Source organism: Photobacterium swingsii (assembly GCF_024346715.1).
Lineage (GTDB): Bacteria > Pseudomonadota > Gammaproteobacteria > Enterobacterales > Vibrionaceae > Photobacterium > Photobacterium swingsii.
Map to the genome: position 1 here is coordinate 1,471,480 of NZ_AP024852.1, position 24,218 is coordinate 1,495,697.

The 24,218-nt window shown below is 43.3% G+C and carries 23 protein-coding genes and 1 riboswitch; of the genes, 9 read left to right on the forward strand and 14 right to left on the reverse strand.

All coding sequences use genetic code 11. The features are described 5' to 3' along the window. Nucleotides 1-23: 23 nt before the first annotated feature. Nucleotides 24-881, reverse strand: coding sequence for a helix-turn-helix transcriptional regulator (locus tag OCU77_RS06980; protein ID WP_048897169.1), 858 nt, complete (start codon nucleotides 879-881; stop codon nucleotides 24-26). A gap of 183 nt (nucleotides 882-1,064) precedes the next feature. Here OCU77_RS06980 and OCU77_RS06985 point away from each other — a divergent pair, with 183 nt between their 5' ends. Continuing rightward, complete coding sequence (locus OCU77_RS06985) at nucleotides 1,065-1,238, forward strand: hypothetical protein (protein ID WP_160314687.1); 174 nt, start codon at nucleotides 1,065-1,067, stop codon at nucleotides 1,236-1,238. Between the two features lie 105 nt (nucleotides 1,239-1,343). Here the strand turns inward: OCU77_RS06985 and OCU77_RS06990 are convergent, their stop codons facing one another. The 4 genes from OCU77_RS06990 to OCU77_RS07005 all read right to left on the reverse strand — a co-directional run bounded on the left by OCU77_RS06990 (nucleotide 1,344) and on the right by OCU77_RS07005 (nucleotide 4,630). Continuing rightward, nucleotides 1,344-2,057, reverse strand: coding sequence for an HAD family hydrolase (locus OCU77_RS06990; protein WP_048897170.1), 714 nt, complete (start codon nucleotides 2,055-2,057; stop codon nucleotides 1,344-1,346). 226 nt (nucleotides 2,058-2,283) lie between these two features. Then, nucleotides 2,284-3,456 carry a MerR family transcriptional regulator gene (locus tag OCU77_RS06995; protein ID WP_107302410.1) on the reverse strand — a complete coding sequence of 391 codons (1,173 nt, stop codon included), beginning with the start codon at nucleotides 3,454-3,456 and terminating at the stop codon, nucleotides 2,284-2,286. Between the two features lie 223 nt (nucleotides 3,457-3,679). Next, nucleotides 3,680-4,273, reverse strand: coding sequence for a GNAT family N-acetyltransferase (locus tag OCU77_RS07000; protein WP_048897171.1), 594 nt, complete (start codon nucleotides 4,271-4,273; stop codon nucleotides 3,680-3,682). A 198-nt stretch (nucleotides 4,274-4,471) separates the two neighbouring features. After that, nucleotides 4,472-4,630, reverse strand: a complete 159-nt coding sequence (locus OCU77_RS07005; RefSeq protein ID WP_048897172.1) for a hypothetical protein — start codon at nucleotides 4,628-4,630, stop codon at nucleotides 4,472-4,474. A gap of 405 nt (nucleotides 4,631-5,035) precedes the next feature. On the opposite strand from OCU77_RS07005, the gene htpX reads away from it, so the two are divergent. Further along, nucleotides 5,036-5,914 (forward strand): protease HtpX, encoded by an 879-nt coding sequence (gene htpX, locus OCU77_RS07010; protein WP_048897173.1) that lies wholly within the window; start codon nucleotides 5,036-5,038, stop codon nucleotides 5,912-5,914. A gap of 433 nt (nucleotides 5,915-6,347) precedes the next feature. Here htpX and OCU77_RS07015 read toward each other — a convergent pair whose 3' ends face one another. The 3 genes from OCU77_RS07015 to OCU77_RS07025 all read right to left on the reverse strand — a co-directional run bounded on the left by OCU77_RS07015 (nucleotide 6,348) and on the right by OCU77_RS07025 (nucleotide 9,851). After that, entirely contained in the window at nucleotides 6,348-7,934 is a 1,587-nt protein-coding gene (locus OCU77_RS07015) for a Na+/H+ antiporter NhaC family protein (RefSeq protein ID WP_107302411.1), read from the reverse strand. Nucleotides 7,935-8,019: 85 nt separating this feature from the next. Continuing rightward, nucleotides 8,020-8,191, reverse strand: a riboswitch (Lysine riboswitch). 284 nt (nucleotides 8,192-8,475) lie between these two features. After that, complete coding sequence (locus OCU77_RS07020; protein ID WP_107302412.1) at nucleotides 8,476-9,684, reverse strand: MFS transporter; 1,209 nt, start codon at nucleotides 9,682-9,684, stop codon at nucleotides 8,476-8,478. Further along, on the reverse strand, nucleotides 9,684-9,851 hold the full coding sequence (locus OCU77_RS07025; protein ID WP_162845605.1) for a hypothetical protein: 168 nt from the start codon (nucleotides 9,849-9,851) through the stop codon (nucleotides 9,684-9,686). The genes OCU77_RS07020 and OCU77_RS07025 overlap by 1 nt, the downstream gene beginning before the upstream one ends. A 450-nt stretch (nucleotides 9,852-10,301) precedes the next feature. On the opposite strand from OCU77_RS07025, the gene OCU77_RS07030 reads away from it, so the two are divergent. Continuing rightward, on the forward strand, nucleotides 10,302-11,201 hold the full coding sequence (locus OCU77_RS07030; RefSeq protein WP_048897298.1) for a DMT family transporter: 900 nt from the start codon (nucleotides 10,302-10,304) through the stop codon (nucleotides 11,199-11,201). A gap of 92 nt (nucleotides 11,202-11,293) precedes the next feature. Here OCU77_RS07030 and OCU77_RS07035 read toward each other — a convergent pair whose 3' ends face one another. Then, the gene (locus OCU77_RS07035) at nucleotides 11,294-12,154 is read right to left on the reverse strand and encodes a bestrophin-like domain (RefSeq protein ID WP_162845606.1); all 861 of its coding nucleotides are present in this window, start codon (nucleotides 12,152-12,154) and stop codon (nucleotides 11,294-11,296) included. Between the two features lie 226 nt (nucleotides 12,155-12,380). Continuing rightward, on the reverse strand, nucleotides 12,381-14,081 hold the full coding sequence (locus OCU77_RS07040; RefSeq protein WP_107302414.1) for an L-lactate permease: 1,701 nt from the start codon (nucleotides 14,079-14,081) through the stop codon (nucleotides 12,381-12,383). A 156-nt stretch (nucleotides 14,082-14,237) separates the two neighbouring features. Between OCU77_RS07040 and OCU77_RS07045 the strand changes: the two genes are divergently transcribed. Beyond that, nucleotides 14,238-15,140: a LysR family transcriptional regulator gene (locus OCU77_RS07045; protein ID WP_048897176.1), complete on the forward strand. Its 903-nt coding sequence runs from the start codon at nucleotides 14,238-14,240 to the stop codon at nucleotides 15,138-15,140. A gap of 18 nt (nucleotides 15,141-15,158) precedes the next feature. On the opposite strand, the gene OCU77_RS07050 is transcribed toward OCU77_RS07045, so the two are convergent. Beyond that, a complete protein-coding gene (locus OCU77_RS07050; protein ID WP_084711671.1) occupies nucleotides 15,159-15,623 on the reverse strand; it encodes a YcgJ family protein in 465 nt (154 codons plus the stop codon). A 224-nt stretch (nucleotides 15,624-15,847) separates the two neighbouring features. On the opposite strand from OCU77_RS07050, the gene OCU77_RS07055 reads away from it, so the two are divergent. Next, nucleotides 15,848-16,234 (forward strand): DUF805 domain-containing protein, encoded by a 387-nt coding sequence (locus OCU77_RS07055; RefSeq protein WP_048897177.1) that lies wholly within the window; start codon nucleotides 15,848-15,850, stop codon nucleotides 16,232-16,234. A 160-nt stretch (nucleotides 16,235-16,394) separates the two neighbouring features. Here the strand turns inward: OCU77_RS07055 and OCU77_RS07060 are convergent, their stop codons facing one another. Next, nucleotides 16,395-16,661: an acyl-CoA-binding protein gene (locus OCU77_RS07060; protein WP_048897178.1), complete on the reverse strand. Its 267-nt coding sequence runs from the start codon at nucleotides 16,659-16,661 to the stop codon at nucleotides 16,395-16,397. A gap of 47 nt (nucleotides 16,662-16,708) precedes the next feature. Further along, nucleotides 16,709-18,712 (reverse strand): SDR family oxidoreductase, encoded by a 2,004-nt coding sequence (locus OCU77_RS07065; protein ID WP_048897179.1) that lies wholly within the window; start codon nucleotides 18,710-18,712, stop codon nucleotides 16,709-16,711. Nucleotides 18,713-18,967: 255 nt separating this feature from the next. On the opposite strand from OCU77_RS07065, the gene OCU77_RS07070 reads away from it, so the two are divergent. The 4 genes from OCU77_RS07070 (at nucleotide 18,968) to OCU77_RS07085 (ending at nucleotide 23,354) form a co-directional block, all read left to right on the forward strand. Then, nucleotides 18,968-20,602, forward strand: coding sequence for a GMC family oxidoreductase (locus OCU77_RS07070; RefSeq protein ID WP_048897180.1), 1,635 nt, complete (start codon nucleotides 18,968-18,970; stop codon nucleotides 20,600-20,602). Nucleotides 20,603-20,857: 255 nt separating this feature from the next. Further along, nucleotides 20,858-21,919, forward strand: a complete 1,062-nt coding sequence (locus tag OCU77_RS07075; RefSeq protein ID WP_048897181.1) for a PGAP1-like alpha/beta domain-containing protein — start codon at nucleotides 20,858-20,860, stop codon at nucleotides 21,917-21,919. A 104-nt stretch (nucleotides 21,920-22,023) separates the two neighbouring features. Continuing rightward, complete coding sequence (locus OCU77_RS07080; protein WP_162845607.1) at nucleotides 22,024-22,857, forward strand: metalloregulator ArsR/SmtB family transcription factor; 834 nt, start codon at nucleotides 22,024-22,026, stop codon at nucleotides 22,855-22,857. Between the two features lie 2 nt (nucleotides 22,858-22,859). After that, on the forward strand, nucleotides 22,860-23,354 hold the full coding sequence (locus tag OCU77_RS07085) for a phosphatase domain-containing putative toxin (protein WP_048897182.1): 495 nt from the start codon (nucleotides 22,860-22,862) through the stop codon (nucleotides 23,352-23,354). Between the two features lie 91 nt (nucleotides 23,355-23,445). Here the strand turns inward: OCU77_RS07085 and OCU77_RS07090 are convergent, their stop codons facing one another. Beyond that, nucleotides 23,446-24,102, reverse strand: a complete 657-nt coding sequence (locus OCU77_RS07090) for a Qnr family pentapeptide repeat protein (protein WP_048897183.1) — start codon at nucleotides 24,100-24,102, stop codon at nucleotides 23,446-23,448. Nucleotides 24,103-24,218 lie beyond the last annotated feature (116 nt).

A 24,218-nucleotide genomic window follows, 5' to 3' on the forward strand; every position in this document is an offset into this window, starting at 1 on the left:
GTCTGCTCACGATATTACCCCATCTATATCTTACTCATTGCCGCTCGATAAGCCGTCGGAGTGACCTGCTTATACGCTTTAAACTGACGGTTAAAGTTGGCTTGGTTATCGTATCCTACCTTTTGGATAATAATATTTATCGGTAAGTGGGTATTCATCAGTAAATCGCAGGCAACATTCAGTCGGATCTTCTTTAAATGTTGGCTGAAGCTTTCGTTATAGTGCTTTTGATATAGCCTCCGAACGCTACTCTCACTGATATACAAATGATTACCCAGATCGTTAAGGCTAATATCATTTGCAAAGTTTTTCATTAAAAATGCCTCAGATTTACCAATACGTTCATTGGCTAATTCATCATCAATGTTTGTTGTAACAATACTCATCAATTGCTGCGCTTGTTTATCTTCAAGTAGCAGTGAGAACAATGAAAATAGCGTGGTGAGTTGCTGGTGAGGTGGCATATCAATCACACCAGCTAATAATTGCGCTGCGCGCTCTGCTGTATCGGTAGAGAACTGTATGCCATGGCTCGCGTTTGAGAGTAGCCGTTTTAGGGGGTCTAACTCGTGGCAACAGGCGATGAGTTGCTGAACCCAATCTTTACGAAACCAAATGACATGTGTTTCACACTGAGTGTGTTGGCCGTCAGTATTGGAAAACATGGCATGGGGTAGGTCAGGGCCGATAAGTACCATATGATTATGCTGAATATTGCTCTGGTGGTGGCCAACAAAACAACAACCTTGAAAGTGACGATGAATGGCGAGTTCATACTCCTTGTGTCGGTGCCAGCCATAGCTTTTACTTCCCTCAACGATTTTTCGGTATCGCCAAGATGCTCCAATGCGCTGAGGTACTTTTTCAAGGTGTCCCTTCATTATTTTGCCTTCATTCTTTATTTCCACCGATGGTTACGGGTGGTTTTTAGGTATTGAAATTATACTGAAAATAGCCTTGTTATGTTTATATTGCACGAAAAGTACTGCTATATGCTTGCCGAATACTTATGTTGTGAGCTGTGGTCAATATACTTTCAATGTCCACCACATTGGAGAATTAAGATGACATTACTTAAACATAAAATAGAACAGCTTATTGCTATTAATCGTCAACAATGGCTTGCAGAGTGTGTTTATCGGTATGGCTTAAAAAGCCCTGAAATGTGGCGGTTATATGGCTACGCTTCCTATGATGATTACAGGAAGGATTTAGGGCGAAGTTTACAACAAAAGTAATATCGATATTTCCCCCACATATGATAAGCAGGGGGCTTTTATCAACTTCGTTGGTTGCAACATCTTTGTGACTTCAGGGGGAGAGAAGTTCGCAAAAGCCGTTAGCTACGATAAGTACGGTACACAGAGAGTGGTTAATTCTGTTGGTGTGTGAATAATGAAGTCTGGCTGGGTAGCCCAATGCTTAGGTAGCGCACCGCTGTAGGTGACAGCAACAGAAATAACGGTTGTATTATCACCCAATGCTGCATTCATGTTTTTAGCAAAAAGAACATCCGCTTCATGATCGCCAATGTACATAATGGTTTTGTTTTCAGGGCTATCAAATAACTGGTTAAAACATAACAAGCCGCTCTCTGGTGATGGCTTTTGCCCTGAGCTAGCAACATCATCGTAGCCTATAATCGCTTTAAAATAGGGATCAACGTGTGCATCAGTTAATACATTCAAAATGTTTTGTGAGGCATTTTGTGAGCAAATACCATGAGGGATCAAGGATAGATCTCTGATAGTACAGTCTATACCTGTAAACAGTTGGACGGGGGTTGTATTCGTTAATTGATGTTCAGCCCATAATGAGCCTGCTATTAACATTTCTGATTCTGTCATACCGTAATAGCGTACATAAAGATCTTGCCAGTTTTTGGCCGCATGGTTTACCTGATGATAGGCTGCTTCACTTTGTAGGCACTCAGGAAGGTTATCGCCTGTGAGGTGGGGGGCAACGATGGATAAAATATGCTTCGTAATATCGATATTTTTAGGGACTGAGTTAACGAGTGTTCCATCATAATCCCAAAGGATCGCATCTAATTTCATTTGTTTTCTCGTACTTTGATTCCCAGTCGGGGCAAATGACTAGGTGTTATTACTAGTTGTGTTGGTATGAATATATCGGAAAATATAAGCCGAAACAGGCTTAAAACGTCCACGTAAGGAAACAATGAGTTGATTGCTTATTGAGGATATAAGCGAAAAAGCGTTGAGTTTGTCAGAGGGGATTCACACCATGACACTTTCGAAATGATGTGAAGAGCCAGAATAGTTAGCACCGCTTTTTTAAGATAAACATTTGATAGCCAAACTGACCAAGGTAGCGGGTGTAGATCTTGGCCTCTTTGTTAATGTCTTGCAGGGCAACAGAGTGGGGGATGCCTGCCTCAAGTTCTTTCACTCGCGATTTGAGTGGCTCGTAATAGTTTTGCCATGCTTCTTCACTGAGTGTGAAGTGCTCAATAACGTCAAAACCTGCGGCGTTGATTTGTGCTAAACGTGTCGCGACAGTCTGAATATCAGGGTATTCCTGCTTCCAAAATTCAACCGCTTCATCATCTGGTGTGTCGGTCAACCATACAAGGTCACTGAGCATCATCATACCGTCGTCAGTCAGCAAAGGCTTCCATGTGGATAGGGCCTTGGTGACCCCCATGATGTAAGCACTCCCTTCCGACCAAATTAAATCAAAACTTTTATTGGGAAAGGGCATATCTGTCATACTGGCACACACAGTCGTGAGCCTATGGGCTAAGTGATTGGCTGTGAATCGTTCGTTGAGTCGTTGCAGGGCAGACTCTTCGTTGTCCACCGCTGTGATTGATGCATCGGTGTGGTTTGCTAATAAGTGAGTTGCTAGCCCCTTACCACAGCCGATTTCAAGAATGGCTTTAGGTGTATGGGGAATAAATGATAGTGCTTTTAGGCTTTCGCTTTCAGAACCTGGAGCCCAACGTTCAAGTGTTTCAAAGACCTTCATAAAGTCGGCCATGTAAGTGTCGTGTTCGTTCATGTCTTTTGATAACCATTTTAAGTGCAAAGCTTCTTTTTCAGTAAAACCTTGCTTTATTAACCAGTCTAAATGTGCATCTGGCGCGACTTTATCAACGCTCTCATGCCATGCTTTAAGGTCACCTTCACCCAGTAATGCAGCAAGCAATTGACGAGATTGCTGCTTTTTCGCAATTTCTTCATCCAAGGTTACTAAACGGTTTGCCAGTAACTGGCGATCCACTTTTGCTTCTAAGCACGCTTTACACTCCTTGAGTGTTAGTCCTCCGGATTGCAGCTGCTGAATTAGGCGGATCCGCTGTAAATCTTTATCACTGTATACGCGATAACCGTTGTCGAGACGATGACCCTTAATGAGTTGCTGTTTCTCGTAATAGAGCAAAGCAGTGCGTGATAAGCCTACTTGCTCTGCAAGTTCTGAGATTCGATACACTGTTTTTCTCCACACGATTGTTTGAACTAAGGCACTGTAAACTGTAAAGCTATAGACAGGTCAATATTAACGACCATCTAATTTATAGACTATGAGGCAGCAAGCAAAGTGAGGGCCTAGATTAACGGGAGATAGAGGGGATAATCCACATCACCACAGCGGCATGATGATGTGAGTGGGGCGCGAGAAGTGATAGTGTTGACTTATTGCTCGGCGGTAGACTTCATTGCGCTGAGTTTTGTGCAATGAAGTCTGTTTTAGTCATGCCGTAATGTAGACGATCAACAAAGCCGTTTTCAACCTTGTAGTAATTTTTCTGGCTGCCTTCACGATTGAATCCGCATTTTTCTAGCGTTTTGTACGACCCTATATTGCTGGCATAGCAATCAGCCGTGACTTTGTGAGCGCCAAGCTCGTTAAATGCAAGCGCAGTTAAGTATAGTGCGGCTTGAGTGGCAATCCCTTGTCCCCAAGCATGTTCTGCTAACTGATAGCCTACTTCAAAATTGCCTTCTAAGAACATTACAGACGGCAAACCTGCCATGCCCATGTATACGCCACTTGTGTCTCGAATGACAATGGTGAGATGTTCCGGCCATTCACCCACAGCGATGGCTTTTTCGGTGTTTGTAATAATAGGGCCAAAGAAACCTTCGTAAACTTCAACAGGTGCAGGTGCAAAAAACAGGAATTCACTCACAGCTGGGTTACCCAGCATGTTAATAATATCTGGTAAGTCATTTAGGGTGATAAGTGAAATATTCAGTGTTGGTGTTAATGCAACAGGCTGACCTTGTTTAAGCGCGGAAATAGACAATGTTGTAAACCTTATTAATTGGAATGGATACGATAAGGGGGATGATAGATGGGTTGGCTTATTACAGATTGAATATTTCCGACACTTTTTGAAATGTGTGAAAGTTTGTTATAGCTGACGATAGGCTATAACAAAAATCCCCCGCGAGTGGCAGGGGATTTATCAGAGCAAGTTGTGACGCTGGAATACAAGGCTAGATTAGTCTTGGGTGAGACCAATAAGCGCTTCTTGCGTAGAAGATAACTGTTGTTTGCCCGACTGATCTAAACCAAGTTCTTTGTGTGCTTCATCTGCTGTCATGCCCAGATGACAGCGAAGGATATCAATTGCAACTTGGTAATTCTCTTGGTCTGCCATTTTTCCTCCTTGATAGATATGACATTCGCTCTACATGCTATCGACAATAGCTAACTAGCATGTTCTGTGCAATACGACTAAGGTCGTATACTAATAAAAAAACACTTTGTTCAGTGTTTAATCAGAAACAAAGGATAATTTGTAACTTAGTCTTAATATGTGTTGTTGTACAGAAAACTCTTTCTATACAATGCGCTACCCCTCAATGGTTATGTCAAAAGTGTATGCGAGCTAACGAAAAGTAACAATTTGCGACTTTCCCTTGTAATCACTTTGATCGACCATACTATATAGATAAATCGTTAAATGCTTTTTACGCATACGCAAATGGCGCGTAGCAGGAAGGCGTTGTGGCATTTAACAATAAAGCTGTTGAAGCTTCTTTTATTGGAGAAAACTAAAAATATGAAGCGAATTGCATTGTTTTTGGCAACCAACCTTGCCGTCATGCTGGTATTCAGTGTCGTCTTGAACATTGTTTATGCTGTCACTGGTATGCAGCCAGGTAGCCTTTCTGGGTTACTTGTAATGGCAGCCTTGTTTGGTTTTGGTGGCTCGCTGTTCTCTCTATTCATGTCGAAGAAGATGGCGTTGCGCTCTGTAGGTGGTGCTGTCATTGAGCACCCTCGTAATGAGACTGAACACTGGTTAATGGAAACTGTATCTCGTCAAGCTCAGCAAGCGGGCATTGGTATGCCAACGGTTGCGATCTACGACTCAGCGGATATTAATGCGTTTGCGACAGGTGCTAAGCGTGATGATTCATTAGTTGCTGTATCAACAGGTTTGATGCACAGCATGACACGCGATGAAGCAGAGGCTGTTTTAGCACATGAAGTTAGCCACATTGCCAATGGTGACATGGTGACGATGACTTTGATGCAAGGTGTTGTGAATACCTTTGTTATATTTGTGTCTCGTTTGGTTGCTGGCGTTATCAGTGGTGTAAACAGTAATGATGAAGAAGGCGAAGGTGGTAGCTACATGACCTACTTTATCGTGTCTTCTATCATGGAAGTACTGTTTGGCTTCTTAGCAAGTATCTTGACCATGTGGTATAGCCGTCATCGCGAATTTAAAGCGGATGCAGGTTCTGCCCACCTTGTTGGTAAGCAGAAGATGATTTCAGCGTTAGAGCGTCTGAAAATGAGCCAAGAGCCACAGCTTGAAGGTTCGATGATGGCGTTTGGTATTAACGGCAAGAAGTCACTGTCTGAGCTATTTATGACACACCCACCGTTAGAGAAACGTATCGATGCTCTACGTCGTGGTGAGCACCTTTAATCGTTAATTGTTATAACTTTCTATGTGAAAGTCCGATGACCCGTACTAGCAGTAGGTTAGCATAAAAATCAAAATGCCAGTCAGTTTTGCTGACTGGCATTTTTTATAGGTGAAGTCGGCTACCTTGGGGCCAAGGTAGTCTAGGTGCTATGGGCGCCTAGGCGCGGTGAATAGTGTTATTACTTTGCTTTCCCTACGGCTGGGTCAGCGAGCATGTGTGGGTGTTCGCGGGCGAGCTAACCTCAATCGTCAAATCGACGGATATTGAAATCAAGCAATACTGGTATAGGGCGAGACTGAAATAGCATGTTGTAGTGCGTGATAGCGATTGGAGGAAAGTGAGGTATGCAGAAGCTGATACAGCTTGGTTGTGAAAGCAAAAAAAAGAGCAAAGCCATGATAGCTTTGCTCTTTCTTACTATTTGAAAGGGACTTAGTTAGTCACAGGCTCGGCGGCCATGGTAGGTTGAGACTTTCGTACAGCAAAGATGCAGAAGGCTAAGAACCATAAGCCACTCACGCCAACACCAATCCAAGCTGATTGTGTGTAGCCGATAGCAAGGTAGCCCAGTAGTGCACCAAATGCGACAGAGCATGCGTATGGCAGCTGTGTCATGACATGGTCCATGTGGTGACAACCTGCGCCTGTAGCAGAAAGGATACTGGTACTGGAAATAGGGGAGCTGTGGTCACCAAATACCGCACCTGCTAGTACCGCAGACAGCATTGGAAGTAGCATTGCGATGTCACTTGCTGCTGCAATATCACCTGCTAGTGGTAGCATGATACCGAACGTACCCCAGCTTGTACCTGTTGCAAACGCCATAGCACAAGATAAAACAAAAACCAGCGCAGGTAATAGCTCGATAGGTAAATTGCCATTAGCCATCGATGCTAAGTAAATACCTGTTTGCATGTCGCGTACAACCGCACCAATTGTCCATGCAAAGAATAAAATCACAATCGCAGGCATCATCGCAGAGATACCTTGTGGTGCTGCTTTCAGCCAAGTGTCCGCACTCATTTTTAGTCGTAGTGCTAAACCAATAGAAACGACTAAGCTACAAATCGCACCGTAAACTAGTGACGAGCCAACATTGGTATTTTCAAACGAACCAATAATGCTAAATACTTCACCTTTCGCACTGAGTACCTCAGCGCCAGATTGCACCATGAAAAAGACTGTCGCTGCTGTTAGCGTGAAAATAGGTAATACCATATCAATCATGCCGCCTTTGGCATCTGCTGGTATTTCTACGTCTAAGCCTGCTGGTTTGCCTTGTGATTCATCCCAAAGCTTTCCTTCTAATGCCCAAGCTTCGTGCTTACGCATTGGGCCAATGTCTAGTTTGAAGAAAATAACGCAGATCACCATTACCAAGGTAAATACCGCGTACAGATTCATTGGCATCATTTCGACAAATGCAGCGATAGGGCTTTGGTCTGTTACGTTATGCGCAACCATAATGCCGCCGACAAGCGCGATAATGTACGCCCCCCAAGATGAGATAGGCATCAGAACACAAACTGGTGCTGCAGTAGAGTCAAGCAAGTAGGCAAGTTTTGCGCGGGAGATTTGGAAGCGGTCTGTAACAGGACGACAAATCGCACCAACAGAAAGGCTGTGGAAGAAATCATCGATAAAGAAAACAAACACCATTAAACCAGTCAGCGATTTAGCACTGCGGCGATCTTTACAGCGTACCGATGCCCAATCAGCAAAGGCTTGTGTCGCGCCAGAAACACTCATTAAACTGATTAGTGCACCAAGCAGTAACATGAAAATAATCATGTTCACATTATCGCCATTCAGCGAGCCGTTACTCCAGACAATAGCTAAAACTTTATCAAATAAATAGTGGAGAGCTTCAAGCGGGGAATAATGGTTGAGCATTAATGCGCCAGCTGCGATACCGGTGCCGAGAGACAGCAAAACACGACGGGTGGATACAGCAAGGACGACCGCAATCATAGCGGGCAATACGGACCAAAGAGAGTCCGAAAAATCAAAAAGGTTCATGATCTCAGTTCACCTACAACATATAAGGTGGAGATCTACCGAAAGGACGAGTAACTAAGAAGCATAATAACGATCACTTGTTACCCCTTCTGGCAGCGCTCCATAGTAAAAACCTATGGCAGTTCTGTACCTGTTCGGCACAGACCCAGCGACTGAGATTGATAGCAACAGTCACTTCGGCGCTGGCTCCTTTCTCCGGCATCAAAGGAATCACCCTCCACTCGGATACTCTTAGGCAGCGCGCCTCTACTTTAGGGTTGGCAGACTCCATTATACCAATGAAATGCCGTGTACTGGTATTATATGTGGTTGAATATTTTAGTCATCAAATAATCCGCTTTATTCACGGTTAAATGCAATTTTTTTGATTGTGACGATAAATATATTAAATAGGTGGATGGTAATTGTTCGTTTTGTGAATGGCTCCGATACTTTTTAGCAAAAAAGTATGCGCAAAGGCGTTGCTTGATGTGCAGTAAAATGAGAGATAAAAATCGGCTGCATAATAAATATGCAGCCTGATGCATCTTGGTTTTTTGATTTAGCTGTATGCGGCTTGAAGACGAGCAACAGGCTTACAGTTTATTGGTAAGTGGAGTAGTGCAGCAACGAAAGCTAATACTACCGTTGACCACCAAATCGGCTCATATGAACCGTAGTAATCGTAAATTCGACCACCCACCCAAGCACCTAAAAAACTACCTACTTGGTGAGTAAAGAAAACTAAACCGTACAAGGTAGATAGGTAGCGAGCCCCGAAGATTTGACGAACCAAGCCAGAGGTTAATGGCACTGTGCCTAACCAGCAAAAACCAATTGCACCACCAAAGATAGCAGCGGTGTGTTCAGTAACAGGTAAGGTAACAAAGGCGGCAATGACGATGGTGCGTACAAGATACAAGGAAGTCATTACATAGCGTTTATCAAACTTATCGCCCATGACACCCCAAAAATACGAGCCGAAGATATTGAAAATACCTACATAGGCCAGTGCCATCGCAGCAATATTGCCAGGTAAACCTTTATCGGCTAGGTAGCTTGGCAAGTGGGTAGCTATAAACATGACATGGAAGCCACACACAAAGAAACCCGCATGAATTAGCCAGTAACCTCTGTGATTGAAAGCTTCAGACAATGCTTGCTTGAGTGTTTGTGAATCGTCAATCGTGTTGCTGTTACTTTTGGTACTGCTTGTTTTCATAAAGCTCGCAAATGCGATCATTAAACAACATGCCAAGGCAAAAAGTTGTAATGCGGTTTGCCAGTCAAAATGTGTCAGTAACGATTGTGCACCGGGGATCACTGCAAACATGCCAAACGAGCCTGCAGAGGTGGTTAAGCCAAAGGCTTTGGCTGTGTGTTCTGCGGGTACTACGCGTGCGATAGCACCCAGTACGATTACGTAACTCGTAGCACTTAGACCTAAGCCCACCAACATACCTATAGTGATATACAAGATGCTTGGTTCAGTGGCAATTGACGTGAGATACAAGCCCGCGCCATAGGCTACAGCACCTAACATGATAATACGTCGTGGTCCCCAGCGATCGGATGCCATGCCAACAAAAGGTTGGAACATACCAAATAGAAGGTTTTGCAGGGCAATCGCAAAGCTAAAGAATTCACGGCCGGTTTGAAATGTATCTGAGATTGGCATCATGAAGATACCGAATGACTGCCTAATCCCAAGGCTAAAAATTAATGTCCCTATTCCCATCCATACTAAAAGTGGAAAACGAAAAATGCTCATTAATGGTGCTCTATATGTGAATCCGAATTTGATTGATGACAGCCTGCATGGACAGCATGCTGTGCAAGTGCATCTAACAAAGGCTGACAATGATGAACGCCAATAAGAGTAATGATGAGCAGTAAAACCATACGGCTTAGCTGCGCAAAAAGTGATTGTGAAAACATCAGTGCCTCATACGCGAAATTGCGAGGCGCGGATTCTAAATAAACTGACATAATGAGACAAATGAATAAAAGTCAGGAGGATTATGCATAAAATGCATGTTGTGGCTGAGGGGCATTATTATGAGGAAATAAAGGATCTTCTTTAACGCTTTCCTCCAGACTAATGAAAATGAACAAAAGCAATCTCGATTTTACTTGCAGAATGAGCTGAGCTGGAAGATTGAAATGAAGCCTTCTCGAAACGGCTTTATTCATCTCAAGGTATTTTATATTTTTAAAAATAGCTATGAGGGATTTGGATGATTAAAGAAAAGGTGATTAAGTATAGAATGTGATGCTCTTTGTGATAAATCACTCGGTTCACCGTGAAACTAATCGTGTTTTTATCAAATCATCATACAATGCGCATTATCCCTCTTTACGTTATTTATGTATGAGACCAACCATCCAATGACTCTCGAAAGACGCGCTGAGTTTTTACTCCTCTTTACAACATTTTGTGCATCTGCAGGGTGGATCTTCTCAAAAGAAGTGATCCAAGGTCTGCCGCCGTTTGGATTCATGGGGTTACGCTTTCTCACGGCTTCTTTGATATTGCTGCCTTTCTGTTTAAAGCACTTTAAAGCGGTTGCGCTGGGTGATGTGCTACGATCCATGTCGGTCGGTTGCTTACTGGGTGGGGCATTGTTGTGTTGGATTTATGCCATTTCAGTCAGTGATACCTTAGGGGAAGGGGCTTTTATTATGAGCCTGTCGGTATTACTCGCACCTTTAGTGGCTTGGGGACTCTTTAAGCATAAACCTGTCCGTGAATTTTGGTTATCTTTGCCTTTTGCTGTTATTGGATTAATGCTGTTATCGCTTTCACAAGGGTGGCAGGGGTCGATTAGCCAATTATGGTTTTTATTAGCGGCTTTCTTTCTTGCGTTGCACTTCAATTTTAATAGCCGTTTTGCGCAGCGTATGCCTGTCATGCTACTCACCTGCATTCAATTGTTTGTTACTGGGATCATGGGGCTGTTGCTATCAACATCTGTTGAAGCATGGCCATCAGCAATACCGTCAGCAATTTGGGGATGGTTTGCGTTGAGTGTGTTGTTTGCGACGAGCTTGCGCTACCTAACTCAAACGATGGGGCAGCAGCGAGTAACGGCGGCGAATGCAGCGATCATTATGATCTTGGAGCCGATTTGGACCGTGTTGCTTAGTATCCTATGGTACAAAGAAGCCATGCCTGCCGCTAAGATTTTAGGCTGTAGCCTGATTTTATTTTCGTTGCTACTGTATCGTGGTTTGTCTAACCCTAAAATACGGGCATTAATTAAGCGCTCCGACCCACATGCATCATAGCGTGATCACTGCGAGTGATTAGCGTCATTAATAGGGCTCCCAGTTAGCTAGCCGCTATTTATATTTGTCTATCTTACTGGTCTATATTGCGGCTAGCGTTCCCGTGGATAGGGTGTAGCTTGCATTGATTTAACTTCTGGCAGGCGGAGATCGTCAGGATCATCAAGGAGTCGCTGCTGAAGTGTATATTCTTCTTCAATTGAGTGGAGTATTTGCTGAAAGGGCTGGTTGCCGACGGTTAAGCTTGTTTGGAAGGGTTGTGAATAAATCAAAATTGCGTACATCACCATACCTGTGGCAGCGCCATACGCTGAGAGATAAAACATACTTACTTTGGTTTGTTTGAAATAGCTCATTGGGATCAGAGCAAGGAAAAAGAGGCCAATCACCATGACCCAAAATAGAGGGGGTAGGTCATCATCGTAATCAAATAATCGCTGCATGCGTAGCCGTTCTATCTCATCAAGCAGTTTGTCTATTTCAGTGGTTGTTGCAACGATGTCTGGATTGCGAGGAATGGCATCCATTAAGCGTCGTAAATCATACAGGGCGTGATCTGCGGTAAGGCTGCTTGCCAGTGGGTCTTTGGTAATCCAGTCTTCTTCAATCACCGCATAGACATAGTTTGCGAGTGTCGCGATGCTAGGAAGTGCATGCTCAGCGGGCAATTCTTCACTCAAATCCTCCAGAACCAAAGAGATCACCATAGCCTCTTGATCAATTGATTCGCGTAACTCGTTGTATTCGGAAAAAACGGAATTGAATGCGAGCGCAAGAATGAATGCTTGAATAGCGCCTAACCGTGTCGACAGTGTAGAGCATAACTGCGCATTTTCATCGGTGCGAGCAGGGTGAACGGTGTAGTGGATGAGGGTAGTGAACAGCACAGCAACCAGCGCTGAAAGGCTGATAACTGTGGCCAATCCGACAAAAGTTGGAAGCGATTCTATCACCACGCTCATTCCTAATGGCTACAAGGTGGTTACAGTATAGTTGGCGAAAATTGGTGTCTGTGTCTTGGATGGTAGACGCGGCTGACATGGGAGAAGGACTGCGTGACAATCAAGAGTCACACTATGGCGCGGAACCGTCAGTAATAAGTAAAGGAATAAAAGAGAAGCCAAGAAGTCCCTTTCTTGGCTTATTTTCGTATTAAGTATTTAGCATGAGATACAGCTTTTACGAACTACTGGCTAGTAGCACATCACCTATATCGAAGCCATAAATAATGACCAAGCCGATCACGCCAGTCATAACAAGGTAGTAAAAGGTTGGGATAACCGTTTTACGTAATGTTGCCCCTTCTCGGCCTAACAACCCCACTGTTGCTGATGCGGCAACCACATTGTGAATCGCGATCATGTTACCTGCTGCCGCCCCGACTGCTTGTAAGGCAACAACTGCCGCACTTGAGATACTTAGCGTTTGTGCCACTTCAAATTGGAATTGGCTGAACATCATGTTCGATACGGTATTAGAGCCCGCGATGAAAGCGCCAAGCGCACCAATTGTCGCACTAAGGGCAGGGAAGAATTCACCGACTAAGCCTGAGGCAAAATTCGCAGTGGTTACAGGCATGCTGGCTAAGTCAGCACCATTGACGCCTGAGTTAATGAAAATTCGTACCATAGGAATGGTAAAAATGAGTACGAAACCAGCGCCAATCAAGGTCTTACTTGACTCCCCAAAGGCTTTAAATAACGGAGTTATTTGACGTGATTGAAGCAACACGGCTAGTAAGGCTACAAATACTAAGATTCCACCGGGTAAATACAAAGGTTGAATTGCAGCACTGATCCCTGTTTCACCGAGTATGTTACTGAGAGAGAAGCTAACATCGGTCAACATACCTTTGAAGTCTTTACTGACTCGGCTCGCAACCAATATTACCGCTAACAGCACATAAGGTGCCCACGCTAATGCGAGGCTCATTGGTTTGCCTGTAGCTTCTTTAATCTCTATTTTGAGTGAACCTAACCATTCTGCTGGCCATTTATCTTCGCTTTCAAAATCCCACTTTGATTTTGGTACTAAAAAGCCTTTTTTCGCAGCAGTAACGACAATAGCTAATCCCACTAAACCGCCAATTAACGATGGGAATTCAGGGCCGAGTAATGCACCTGTTAATGCATAAGGTACAGTAAAAGCAAAACCAGCAAATAGAGCGAACGGCAGGATATCTAAGCCTTCTGTCCAACTTCTGTTTTTACCAAAAAATCGCGTTAACATCATCGCCATTAGCACTGGCATTAATGTACCAACACAAGCGTGGATCAGGGCAACATTCGTGGTGATTTGTTGTAAATACACATCCCAAGTTGAGCCGTTACTGATTAAGGTTTCAGTGATGTTGTGGGTATCAAGCCCTTTGTTAACACCAACGATAATAGGTGTGCCAACCGCACCGAAAGAAACCGGTGTTGATTGGATCATCATGCCCATCAGCACAGCTGCTAAGGCAGGAAAACCAATAGCAACTAGTAATGGTGCGGCAATAGCAGCAGGGGTACCAAAGCCTGATGCTCCTTCAATAAACGAGCCAAAACACCATGCAATGATGATGGCTTGAACCCGACGATCGGTAGATATATCGGTGAAACCATTACGAATGGTCGTGATAGCGCCAGTGTGCTTTAAAGTGTTTAACAAGAAGATAGCACCGAACACAATCCACAACACTGCAATGGTGATCATTAAGCCTTGGATACTGGATGCAAGTACACGGTTAGCGGACATATCCCAACCGAATAGAGCAATAATAACCGTTAAACCAAAGGCGACAGGCATTGCGTGTTTTGCTGGCCAATTAAGACCAACCAGTAAGATAGCGGCGAGCACTATCGGCGAAAAGGCGAGTAAAGCGAGTAGGGTATCAGTCATTAGAGTACATCCTTCGTACAGCCGTTTGTATCAACGTTAGATTAATTTTATTGTTGTGTTTGTAGCAAGTATGTAAATCAAGTGTGAAGGTACTCCTTTCATTTTTCTTAATATAGGGAAATAATGAAAAAGATTAATTCCAAAAGTTGATAAATCATGGTTAAAACAGACGATTTAATCCTGTTTGCACAGGTAGTAGAGCTGGGGTCTTTCAGTCGAGTAGCTGAACAAAACTCCCTTACAAACTCAGTGGTTAGCAAGCGAATTGCGCGGTTAGAAGAAGATCTTGGCGTGCAACTTTTATATCGAAGCACACGAAAGTTGACTGTGAGTGAAGCCGGAAAATTGCTTTATCAAGGTGCTAAAAATGTGAAGCAGGCAGCGGTAGAAGCTATAGATACTGTGTCTGGATTTGGTGAAAAAGTCACTGGACACGTGAAAATGTCAGTGCCTACTATCTCTGGAGACCTACTTTTAGCAGATGCGGTTGCAGATTTTTGCGTGCAAAATCCGGGCATGACGGTAGATATGTCGCTTGATAATAAGTTTGTTGATTTAATCGATGACGGGTTCGATCTGGTGATCAGGACTGGCCACCTCGAAGACTCTAGTTTGATTGCGCGGCATATATTAGATTCACAATGGGTAATCTGTGCTGCACCAGCTTATATCAGCCGCAACGGCAAACCACAGCAACCGGAAGATTTAATCAATCACAATTGCTTGCAGTATGCCTATCAAACAACCGGTGCGGCAGAATGGCAATTTAAGGGTGACCACGGTAATTACATTGTGAGGATCAGCGGTAATTTCTCGACCAATAATGCAGGCGCATTACGTAAAGCAGCATTAGGCGGTCATGGTATTGCTTATGTACCTAGGTGTTTGGTGTACCATGATTTGATGAAAGGAGATTTAATGGATTTATTTCCCAAGCAAGTTGGTAAGCGATTGGGGATTTATGCTGTGTATCCATTCACCCGTCAACCGCCACAGAAAATCCGTTTGTTAATAGAGCATATTCGCGCGCGCTATCTCGCGATTGGCCACTATTTTTAAGCGGCAGCATTGGTTGCTTTACTCTTCTTCAGCAAACAGCACATCGGTGAATTGTGTTTGCTGGGTGTCACTGTAGCGATCATCGAAGCAACGGCGTTCTGTTGAATCACAGTACACCTTATTGCTAAACGAAAAGCGGCTACTGTCAAAGTTGTCGCTGCCACCGACTTCTTCGATCATTTGCAGCATCTTGTTTTGTGCATCCTCGCCTAAGAAGGTTTGGGTGAAAGCCATGGAAATGCCAAAACCATCAACACAAAATCCCGCTTTTTGATCGCAGATAATGCCGTGCTCTGGTGAGTATATTCCATCGGCTAAAGGTGTATGGTTTGCTGTGTTGGAAGTGCTGTTTACTTCTATATCTACTGTTTCTGTATTTAGGCTGTTACTTTGTTCTGTTTGCTTGGTTGCTAATGCTGAAAATGCCAAAGAAGTAGAAAGTAACAAGAGTGTTGGACGAACTAAGTGCTTGACAGTTTTCATACCAGTGCCTTATTTCTATGATTCATGTTTATTTAGCTTATCGTAAATCAGTTCACCTGCAGTCTTAATCTAGGAATATGAGGCATCATCCATACTCAGGTAATACAGTATTCGCTATATTGCACACTTACATTTCAGAGATTTATTTAGCGACTTTATAGCGGCTGTTTTATGCTAACAATTAACACAGTAATACATAGCAGCAAATGACAAGAGGTAGGACTATGAGCTGGTATTTACACGTTTTAAAAAATTACGCTGTATTCAAAGGAAGGGCGCGCCGCAAAGAGTATTGGTACTTCTTCTTATGTAACCTTGTGGTTGCGCTCTGTTTGGCTGTTATCGACAAAGTGCTACAAACACCAGGATCAGCCGATGGTGCAGGTATTTTAGGCTCTATTTATTCTTTTGTTGTGATGATCCCAACCATAGCAGTAGGGGTACGACGCTTACATGATACAGGCCGTGTTGGTTGGTGGATGTTCATTGTGATGATTCCAATTGTTGGCGCACTGGTGCTGTTATACTTCTTTGTTAAAGACAGTGATCCGGAATCTAACGAGTATGGACCTAACCCAAAACAGGTTGAAGACGCTCAGTTTAGTGGCTAGTGGCTTGTGTATAATACTGGTACAGCGGTAAAAGAAAAGGCAGACCTCAAAGTCTGCCTTTTGCTTTATGGATTGATAGCTTCTTGTTCAATAGCCTAACAGCTTACTTAGCATGGCTCCGCATGTTTTACGAAAGCATGTCAGGTAGCCTATACGCTGATTACGCGTAAGCTTCAGTTAGCTTTTCAACAATCTCTACGTATTTCTGCATTGCATCGTCAGCATTCATCCCTTGTAGCTTTTCCCATGCTTCATACTTTGCTGCACCTTTAAAATCAAACATACCCGGACGTTTTCCGTGTACATCACCATCCGTTGCTTGCTTGAAGAGTGAGTAAAGTGCTAATAGCTCGTTATTTGAAGGGCGTTGAGTCAGCTGTTTAACATCCTTTTGAGCTTGTTCAAAGTTTGCTTTTAGATCTGCCATGTTAATTTTCCTTTTACCAATAGACGTGTAACGTTGATATTCGTGGTTTAGAGATAAATACCACGTAGTAATGCTGAGAGCGCAATGAGCTCTGCTGATGATGCTTTTTCTTTATTTTTCTCTGTTTCTATCTCTTTTCCTTGTGTGCTTTCTTTCGAATCAGGGAACATACGGAAGCTACTGTTCATGATGATTTCAGCAAGTTTAGGGAAGAGAGCATGAACAATTTGCCCGAAAATACCTAAGTTGGTTGCAATGCGTTTAGGTTTATCGATGATTGCTGTTGCCAATAAATCAGCCGCTTCTTCTGGTTTCAGCGTTGGCACTGATTGATAGATTTTTGTTGGCGCAATCATAGGCGTTGCCACAAGTGGCATGTTGATGGTGGTGAAGTTTACATTGAGATCTGAGTATTCTGCGGCAGCACAACGGGTGAAGGCATCGAGTGCGGCTTTAGACGCAACATAAGCAGAGAAACGTGGTGCGTTAGTTAAGACCCCAATTGATGAGATATTAATAACATGACCGCCACCTTGCGCTTCCATACTTGGCAGTAAACCTAATGTCAGTTTAAGTGCACCAAAGTAGTTAAGCTGCATTGTACGTTCAAAATCGTGGAAACGATCGACTGAGTTTGCAATCGAGCGACGAATTGAACGACCAGCGTTGTTAATTAGAATGTCAACGCGACCATGGATCGCTAGAATATCTGCGGTTAAGCGTTCTACATCACTGATGTTAGAGAGATCACATTGATAGGTATGCGCTGTACCACCTAGTTCTTCTACTTGCGTACGTGTTTCAGCGAGTTTTTCTTCATCACGGGCAACCAGAATCATTTCTGCGCCATTTTCAGCCAATTTGAATGCCGTAGCTTGGCCGATCCCTGAGCTTGCACCTGTGATCAAAATGATCTTATTGGCTACGCGTGCTTTCAAACTACGATCACCTGAGATTTCTGGATCTAAATGGCGCTCCCAGTAATCCCAAATAGCGGGCGCATAGTGAGGAAGACGAGGACACTCGATTCCAGAACCTTTAAGTGCCTGCTGCGTTTCACGACAATCAAACTCTGTCGGGTAGGTGAAGAATTTCAAGACTTCGGCTGGAATGCCGAGATCTTTCATTGTCACATCTGCGATTTGCTTGATTGTTGGTAACGACATGATCGCTTGCTTCACTTGATTTGGCACTAAGCCAAACAAGCGTGCATCGACACGCATCGCCATACGTGGTGCATGGCCAGCTTCTGCGAAGATATTGAGTACTTCACCTGCACGGTAAGGTTTAGGATCGGTAATGTGGAAACAACCACCGTCTAAGCCTTCTTTATGGGCAATATGATCAAGCACATTGACGACATAATCGACAGGTACAATATTAAGTCGGCCGCCTTCTAAACCTATGGTTGGCACCCAAGCTGGTAGCACACCACGAATGCGTTGGATCATCTTGAATAAGTAATACGGGCCGTCTACGCGGTCAGCAACACCTGTTTTTGAATCACCAACAACCATGCCTGGACGGTAGATACGAAAAGGGACTAAGCAGTTTTCGCGAACCGCACGTTCAGATTCATGTTTGGTAGAGAAATAAGGGTGATCAAGGTTTTCTGCTTCACTAAACATGTCTTCGCGGAAGTGACCTTCATATAAGCCTGCTGCTGCAATGGAACTAATATGATGGAAACAACCTACTTGTAGTGTGTTAGCCGCTTCTAAAGCATGGTTTGTCCCTAGTACGTTTACCTCTTGCTGCTCTTCGGCGCCAGCGCTGAGATCATAAATTGCAGCTAAGTGGAAAAAGTGAGTGACTTTGCCTTTTAATGCAGAGATATCTTGCTCTAAAAGCCCCAGTCCAGCTTGAGTGAGATCACCTGTAATTGGAACGATGCGGCCAGCCTCGATCCCGTTCTCTTCTTGCCATGTGGTTAGTCTTTGTTGAGCATTTTCATTGCGGCAAAGTACATATATTATCCCTTCTCTTTTTAACAGGCGGGTTAGCAGGTTTCGTCCTAGAAAGCCTGTACCACCAGTAAGAAAATATGCCATTTGCTCTCCTTAAGTTTTCACAGCTGATAATTGTATTCCTTTTCGATATATAACTTACACTGGTCAGAGCTCCTGTCTTTAGTCAAAGTTGAAAATTATTAAATAGATCACCTTTTAAATTTGTTTCATATTGTGTTTTCAATTTAATGCAAAGATAAAACAGACATTGATCAAAAAGAAACTAGAATTCATCTATTATTAATTAATCGATAACAAGAGAATGAGCTGGCGCTTTTCAAGGATGGAGAAAGAATAATGTTCGACTATATCATTGTGGGTGCAGGCTCTGCTGGCTGTACATTGGCAAATAGATTGTCTGAAGATCCAAAAATAAAAGTTTGCTTGATTGAAGCTGGCCCTAAAGATAAAAGCTTTTTTGTGCATGTGCCCTTGGGGTTAATAGGGATGATGCATTCAAAAAAAATGAACTGGCGCTATTACACAGAATCAGAGAAAGAATTAAATAACCGTAAATTGTTTTGGCCACGTGGCAAAACACTGGGTGGAAGCAGTGCGTCAAACGCGATGTGTTACATTCGAGGTCATGCGTGGGATTACGATCACTGGGCAAGTCTTGGTAATAAAGGTTGGTCGTACAACGAGGTGTTGCCTTACTTTAAAAAAGCGCAAAACCAAATGCGAGGAGCAGACACGTATCATGGTACAGGAGGGCCTTTAAATGTTGATGATTTACGAGTGAAAAACCCGTTATCTGTCGCTTTTGTTGCTGCCGCTAAACAAGCTGGCCATGAGTATAACCCGGATTTTAATGGTGTAACTCAAGATGGGGTTGGCTATTACCAAGTTACTCAGATTAACGGTCAGCGTTGTAGTTCTGCTGTTGGGTATTTACGACCAAGTGAAGCACGGCCAAATTTAGTGGTAATCACAGAAGCTCTAACCACTAAGATCTTGTTTAAAGGGAAGGTAGCTGTTGGCATTGAGTATGAAAAGAAGGGTAAGCGTGATGTGATTAACGCTAAACGCGAAGTGATTCTAAGTGGTGGGGCGATTAATAGTCCACAGCTACTGATGTTATCAGGTGTTGGTGATAAAACTGAACTAGAAAAATTAGGAATAGACTGTGTTCAAGATTTACCTGGTGTTGGAAAAAACCTTCAAGATCATTTAGATGCACTAGTCGTTACTCGCGAGAAAACCTTCCATTCCGTGGGCTTTTCCCCTGTGGCTTTGTTGCGTTCTCTCAAGGGTATTGTTGACTATCTGTTATTTAGAAAAGGTAATTTCACCACCAATATTGCTGAGGCGGGTGGTTTTGCTAAAACCTCGCCTGAACTGTCAGAGCCCGATGTTCAGTTTCATTTTTCCCCATGTTTTCTGGATAATCACGGCTTGAATCTATGGCAAACTGTTCGTCATGGTTACTCTTTGCATGCGTGTAATTTGCGGCCGAAGAGTCGAGGCGCTTTGTCTTTAGTCAGCCGTGATCCGCACGATGCGGTAAGAATCAATGCGGGCTATTTGTCGCATCCTGAAGATATAGAAGTGATGCTAAAAGGCATTAAGCTATCACGTCAAATCTTGGCGCAGCCTTCATTTGAACGTTTCCGTGGTGAAGAGGTTTTTCCTGGTAAAAGTGTGCAGTCTGATGATGAATTACGGGCATTCATTCGTCGTAAAGCTGAGTCGATTTATCATCCCATTGGAACGTGTAAAATGGGAGCGGATAATATGGCAGTGGTGGACAGTGAATTAAAGGTACATGGTATTGAAGGTTTGCGCGTTGTTGATGCCTCTATCATGCCAACATTGGTTGGAGGGAATACAAACGCCCCCACTATTATGATTGCAGAAAAAGCCTCAATCGATATTTTATCTAAACAAAGATTAACTGAAGATAAAGAACAAGCAGCATTGAATGAAGCCTGAATATTAAAAGGTAAAGCCTAATCGCAATGTGATTAGGCTTTATTTATGTCTATTTTGAAAATTAGGGTGAATATTCTAATTTTATTTACGATAATTGTCTTGCATAGTCATAATTCCAATTTCCTTTCTTTTTAACCTACACGTTTTCACTCGTTTAGCGACACTTTTTCGTATCGCCTATATTTAATATTATTGAAGTATGAGACAGTCTTATAATATTTCATGTTAATTGCATTATTTCGCTCGGGGTGAAGTATGTTTTCAAAAGATAATTTTTCTAAAAAATTTCAAAGCCTATTAGATGACGTTAATACGCGTTTGAAACAAAACACCGAGTTAGCACAAACAAGCATTAAAAACTTGCTTGAAAATGGTGGCTCTTCGTATCCAGCGGCAGCGGTAGTCGCGACCTTAAATGGATTATTTGGCGATACCTTGCTTGAAAAAAAGCATCGATTTGCCCAGCGGATGTCAATTCGCGATCAGAAACAAGACTTAGTGCTCGAAAAATCACAGTTGGAGCGTCAGCTTTCAGATGTGCAACCTCGGATTATCTTATGCGTCCACGGCTGGTGTATGAGCGATGTGCAGTGGACACGTAAAGGGATCGATCATGGACGCCAGTTGGCGCAGTTTGGTTATACGCCTGTTTATCTTAGATATAATACGGGGCGGCATATTTCAGAAAATGGTGAGGACTTTTCTCACTTTCTTGAGCAGTTGATAACTGAATGGCCGTGTGAAGTGAAAGAACTGGTATTACTGGGACATAGTATGGGCGGGTTAGTCAGTCGTAGTGCCTGTCATTATGCACAGCAACATGATCACTCTTGGTTGAGTGCATTGACAACTTTAGTGACATTAGGCAGTCCACATAATGGCGCACCGTTAGCAAAGTTGGCTTGCTGGTTAGATGCGCAAATAGATGATACGCCATCTTTGAAGGCATTTGCATCCATTGCTGATGTCCGAAGTAATGGTAGCCGTGATTTAAGTCGAGGTGTGATCTTTCATGAAGCATGGCGTGATGGACAGCAAGGGGTGTTTTCCCATATTCCGTTACCGCCTAACGTGAAGTGCTTTGCTGCGGCAAGTTGCTTGGGCAGTGATATCCATGATGAGAAAAACAGGCTGTTAGGTGATGGGTTAGTACCAGTAGCAAGCGCGTTAGGTGAGGCCAGAGGGCATATCTCGCGGTTAGGTTTCCCGCTCGACAATCTATGGGTGGCTGGTGGCATTAGTCATTTAGGCTTGCTTAATGATCCGCAAGTCGTACAACAAGTGCAGTCTTGGATCTTGGTCAATTCACCAGATTGAGTGCTGTGAATTATGCCTTTTGTTAGATATGTAAAATTTCATATATATGGTTTGCTATATATTGAGTTTGCGATAGTATTCTCTTTAGGTTGGTTAAGTAACGAGTGATCATGAAACGAATATTATTTCTATGTACAGGCAACTCTGCCCGCTCTCAATTGGCAGAGGCTATCATGCGTGATATGGCGGGTGATGAGTACATGGTAATGAGTGCGGGTATGCGCCCTGAAGGGGTCGACCCTAGGGTGTATGAAGTGCTCGATCATATGAAGATCAGTAGCGATCACCTAAAGAGTGTAACTGCAGAATCGTACCAAGATCAGCATTTTGATGTTGTTATTACGCTGTGTGATAAAGCGAGTAATGAGTGTGAGTTATTCACCGACTCTGATGCGCTGATTCATTGGGACTTTAAAGATCCAAAACAGCAAGCAGGTAGCGAGAGTTTTTTTGAAACTGCTGAACAGCTTAAGTCAAAGATTGCGCTGTTTTTACTACTCAATGGTGAGCAAACATCACCGACAATTGGCCCTGTTGAATTGTTCAAGATCATGAGTGATCCACTTCGATTACGCATACTGATGCTAATTGAAGACGAATATGCTCTGTCGGTAAGTGATTTAACCAAGGTGCTAGAAGTGAGTCAGCCTAAAGTGTCACGCCATTTAGCCTTATTACGCGATGCCGGCATTTTGAATGATCACCGTGAAGGTCAGTGGATCTACTACCATTTCCCTACGTCGTTACCAAAGTGGATTACGCATGTATTAGCCACAGTACGTAATGGTAATTCAGCAATGATTAATCAAGAGAAGATTCGCTTGATGCAGTTGAAGGATCGCCGTAAGCCTCAATTAAGTAAATCTCATACATTCAGTGGGCTAAGTGAAAAATACCAGCATCACTTAGCGAAAAAAGAATTACAGAACAGGAATTAATTATGTCGACTCACCCATTTTGGACACTGCCATTAGCTGATAGTGGTAAATTATTGTTAACCCCATGTCCTGGTACCAAAGACGCTGATTTGACGACATCCATCGCTGATTTGAAAGCGGAAGGGGCGACAGTAGTACTGACAGCACTAGAAATGAATGATCTTCCTGATAATGGTGTACAAGCCTTAGCTGATGCCTGTAAAGCTGCTGGCTTAGCGTGGTTCCATTTACCAATTGAAGATGACTGTGCACCAGCAGAAGATTTTGATGCAAATTGGGTCGCCGCCAGTCAAGCTGCTCAACTTGCATTGGATAACGGCGAAGCTGTGGTTGCGCACTGTAAAGGGGGATCGGGCCGTACTGGCTTGATTGCAGCGCGTATCATGCTAGATCGTGGTGTGGATGTTGAAACGGCAGTTGCGCAAATTCAAGCGCTTCGTCCGGGTGCTTTCACTCGTCAAGCGCATATCGATTATATTGCACAGTTTGCTAAGTAAGTTGTATTGAGCATGCTGTTATTGTGAAAGCATGAGGAAGAGATAAAAAGGCACGCAGGTCGTGCCTTTTTTAGTTTTGCGGTTTCCGTGTTCAATCTGGTATGACGATGACACCCAATGGTTCGAGTAGTTGTGCTTGCTGCCAGTCGCATATCTTAACGCCATGTAAATTCACTCGGCGTGGGTTAAGCCCGTATAGTTCCGTATGGCTTAAATCACAATTTTCCATATTAAACTGTCCCCAGCTATCTTCTGCGAACTCACTGCGGCTTAAATCAGAGCCTTTAAATGACGCGCCGAGTAGGTTTGCACCATTCCAGCGGTTTTCAAACAAGTCACATTTTTCGATACATTGACGTTCAAAGTTAGCGTAGGCAAGGTTACAGCCTGTAATGTATGCCGAGCAAAAGTAACTGCTGTGGCTGATATGATTGACGAAGCTAGCTTGCTGAAAGTTCACGCCTTTTAGATCACTCTCTCTGAATTCGATCCCAAAACAATTTGCGCCCGAGAAGTTAGCCATTGCCAGTTGACATTGCTTGAAGCTGGCATCGCGCAAGTCAGCATAATTGAACTGGCAGCCTTCAATATCACCTTGCTCAATAAATTTACAATTAACAAACTGTGCATCTCTTAAATCAGCACGTTCGAAATTACAGCGATAGAACTGGCAGTTCTCGTAATGTGAATCACGTAAGTTTTGGCGAGAAAAATCTGTCTGATCAAAAGATTTGTTTTTCGTTAGCATGGGTAAGCTCCGTTAAATTACCTATGCAGACTACCATCTGATAACCTTGAAAAACCAGCAATTAAAACCCTTGAAAAACAATAGATTAAAAACCCTCAAAATAGCCCCTTAAAGGC

What these genes read in the sequence shown, in the direction of transcription:
- OCU77_RS07070 (WP_048897180.1), top strand. Translation starts at nt 18,968, where the DNA reads ATGTTCGACTATATCATTGTGGGTGCAGGCTCTGCTGGCTGTACATTG.
- OCU77_RS06990 (WP_048897170.1), bottom strand. Translation starts at nt 2,057, where the DNA reads ATGAAATTAGATGCGATCCTTTGGGATTATGATGGAACACTCGTTAAC.
- OCU77_RS07090 (WP_048897183.1), bottom strand. Translation starts at nt 24,102, where the DNA reads ATGCTAACGAAAAACAAATCTTTTGATCAGACAGATTTTTCTCGCCAA.
- OCU77_RS07005 (WP_048897172.1), bottom strand. Translation starts at nt 4,630, where the DNA reads ATGGCAGACCAAGAGAATTACCAAGTTGCAATTGATATCCTTCGCTGT.
- OCU77_RS07030 (WP_048897298.1), top strand. Translation starts at nt 10,302, where the DNA reads ATGACTCTCGAAAGACGCGCTGAGTTTTTACTCCTCTTTACAACATTT.
- OCU77_RS07065 (WP_048897179.1), bottom strand. Translation starts at nt 18,712, where the DNA reads ATGGCATATTTTCTTACTGGTGGTACAGGCTTTCTAGGACGAAACCTG.
- OCU77_RS07015 (WP_107302411.1), bottom strand. Translation starts at nt 7,934, where the DNA reads ATGAACCTTTTTGATTTTTCGGACTCTCTTTGGTCCGTATTGCCCGCT.
- OCU77_RS07025 (WP_162845605.1), bottom strand. Translation starts at nt 9,851, where the DNA reads ATGTTTTCACAATCACTTTTTGCGCAGCTAAGCCGTATGGTTTTACTG.
- htpX (WP_048897173.1), top strand. Translation starts at nt 5,036, where the DNA reads ATGAAGCGAATTGCATTGTTTTTGGCAACCAACCTTGCCGTCATGCTG.
- OCU77_RS07075 (WP_048897181.1), top strand. Translation starts at nt 20,858, where the DNA reads ATGTTTTCAAAAGATAATTTTTCTAAAAAATTTCAAAGCCTATTAGAT.
- OCU77_RS07020 (WP_107302412.1), bottom strand. Translation starts at nt 9,684, where the DNA reads ATGAGCATTTTTCGTTTTCCACTTTTAGTATGGATGGGAATAGGGACA.
- OCU77_RS07040 (WP_107302414.1), bottom strand. Translation starts at nt 14,081, where the DNA reads ATGACTGATACCCTACTCGCTTTACTCGCCTTTTCGCCGATAGTGCTC.
- OCU77_RS06980 (WP_048897169.1), bottom strand. Translation starts at nt 881, where the DNA reads ATGAAGGGACACCTTGAAAAAGTACCTCAGCGCATTGGAGCATCTTGG.
- OCU77_RS07060 (WP_048897178.1), bottom strand. Translation starts at nt 16,661, where the DNA reads ATGGCAGATCTAAAAGCAAACTTTGAACAAGCTCAAAAGGATGTTAAA.
- OCU77_RS06985 (WP_160314687.1), top strand. Translation starts at nt 1,065, where the DNA reads ATGACATTACTTAAACATAAAATAGAACAGCTTATTGCTATTAATCGT.
- OCU77_RS07050 (WP_084711671.1), bottom strand. Translation starts at nt 15,623, where the DNA reads ATGAAAACTGTCAAGCACTTAGTTCGTCCAACACTCTTGTTACTTTCT.
- OCU77_RS07085 (WP_048897182.1), top strand. Translation starts at nt 22,860, where the DNA reads ATGTCGACTCACCCATTTTGGACACTGCCATTAGCTGATAGTGGTAAA.
- OCU77_RS07055 (WP_048897177.1), top strand. Translation starts at nt 15,848, where the DNA reads ATGAGCTGGTATTTACACGTTTTAAAAAATTACGCTGTATTCAAAGGA.
- OCU77_RS07045 (WP_048897176.1), top strand. Translation starts at nt 14,238, where the DNA reads ATGGTTAAAACAGACGATTTAATCCTGTTTGCACAGGTAGTAGAGCTG.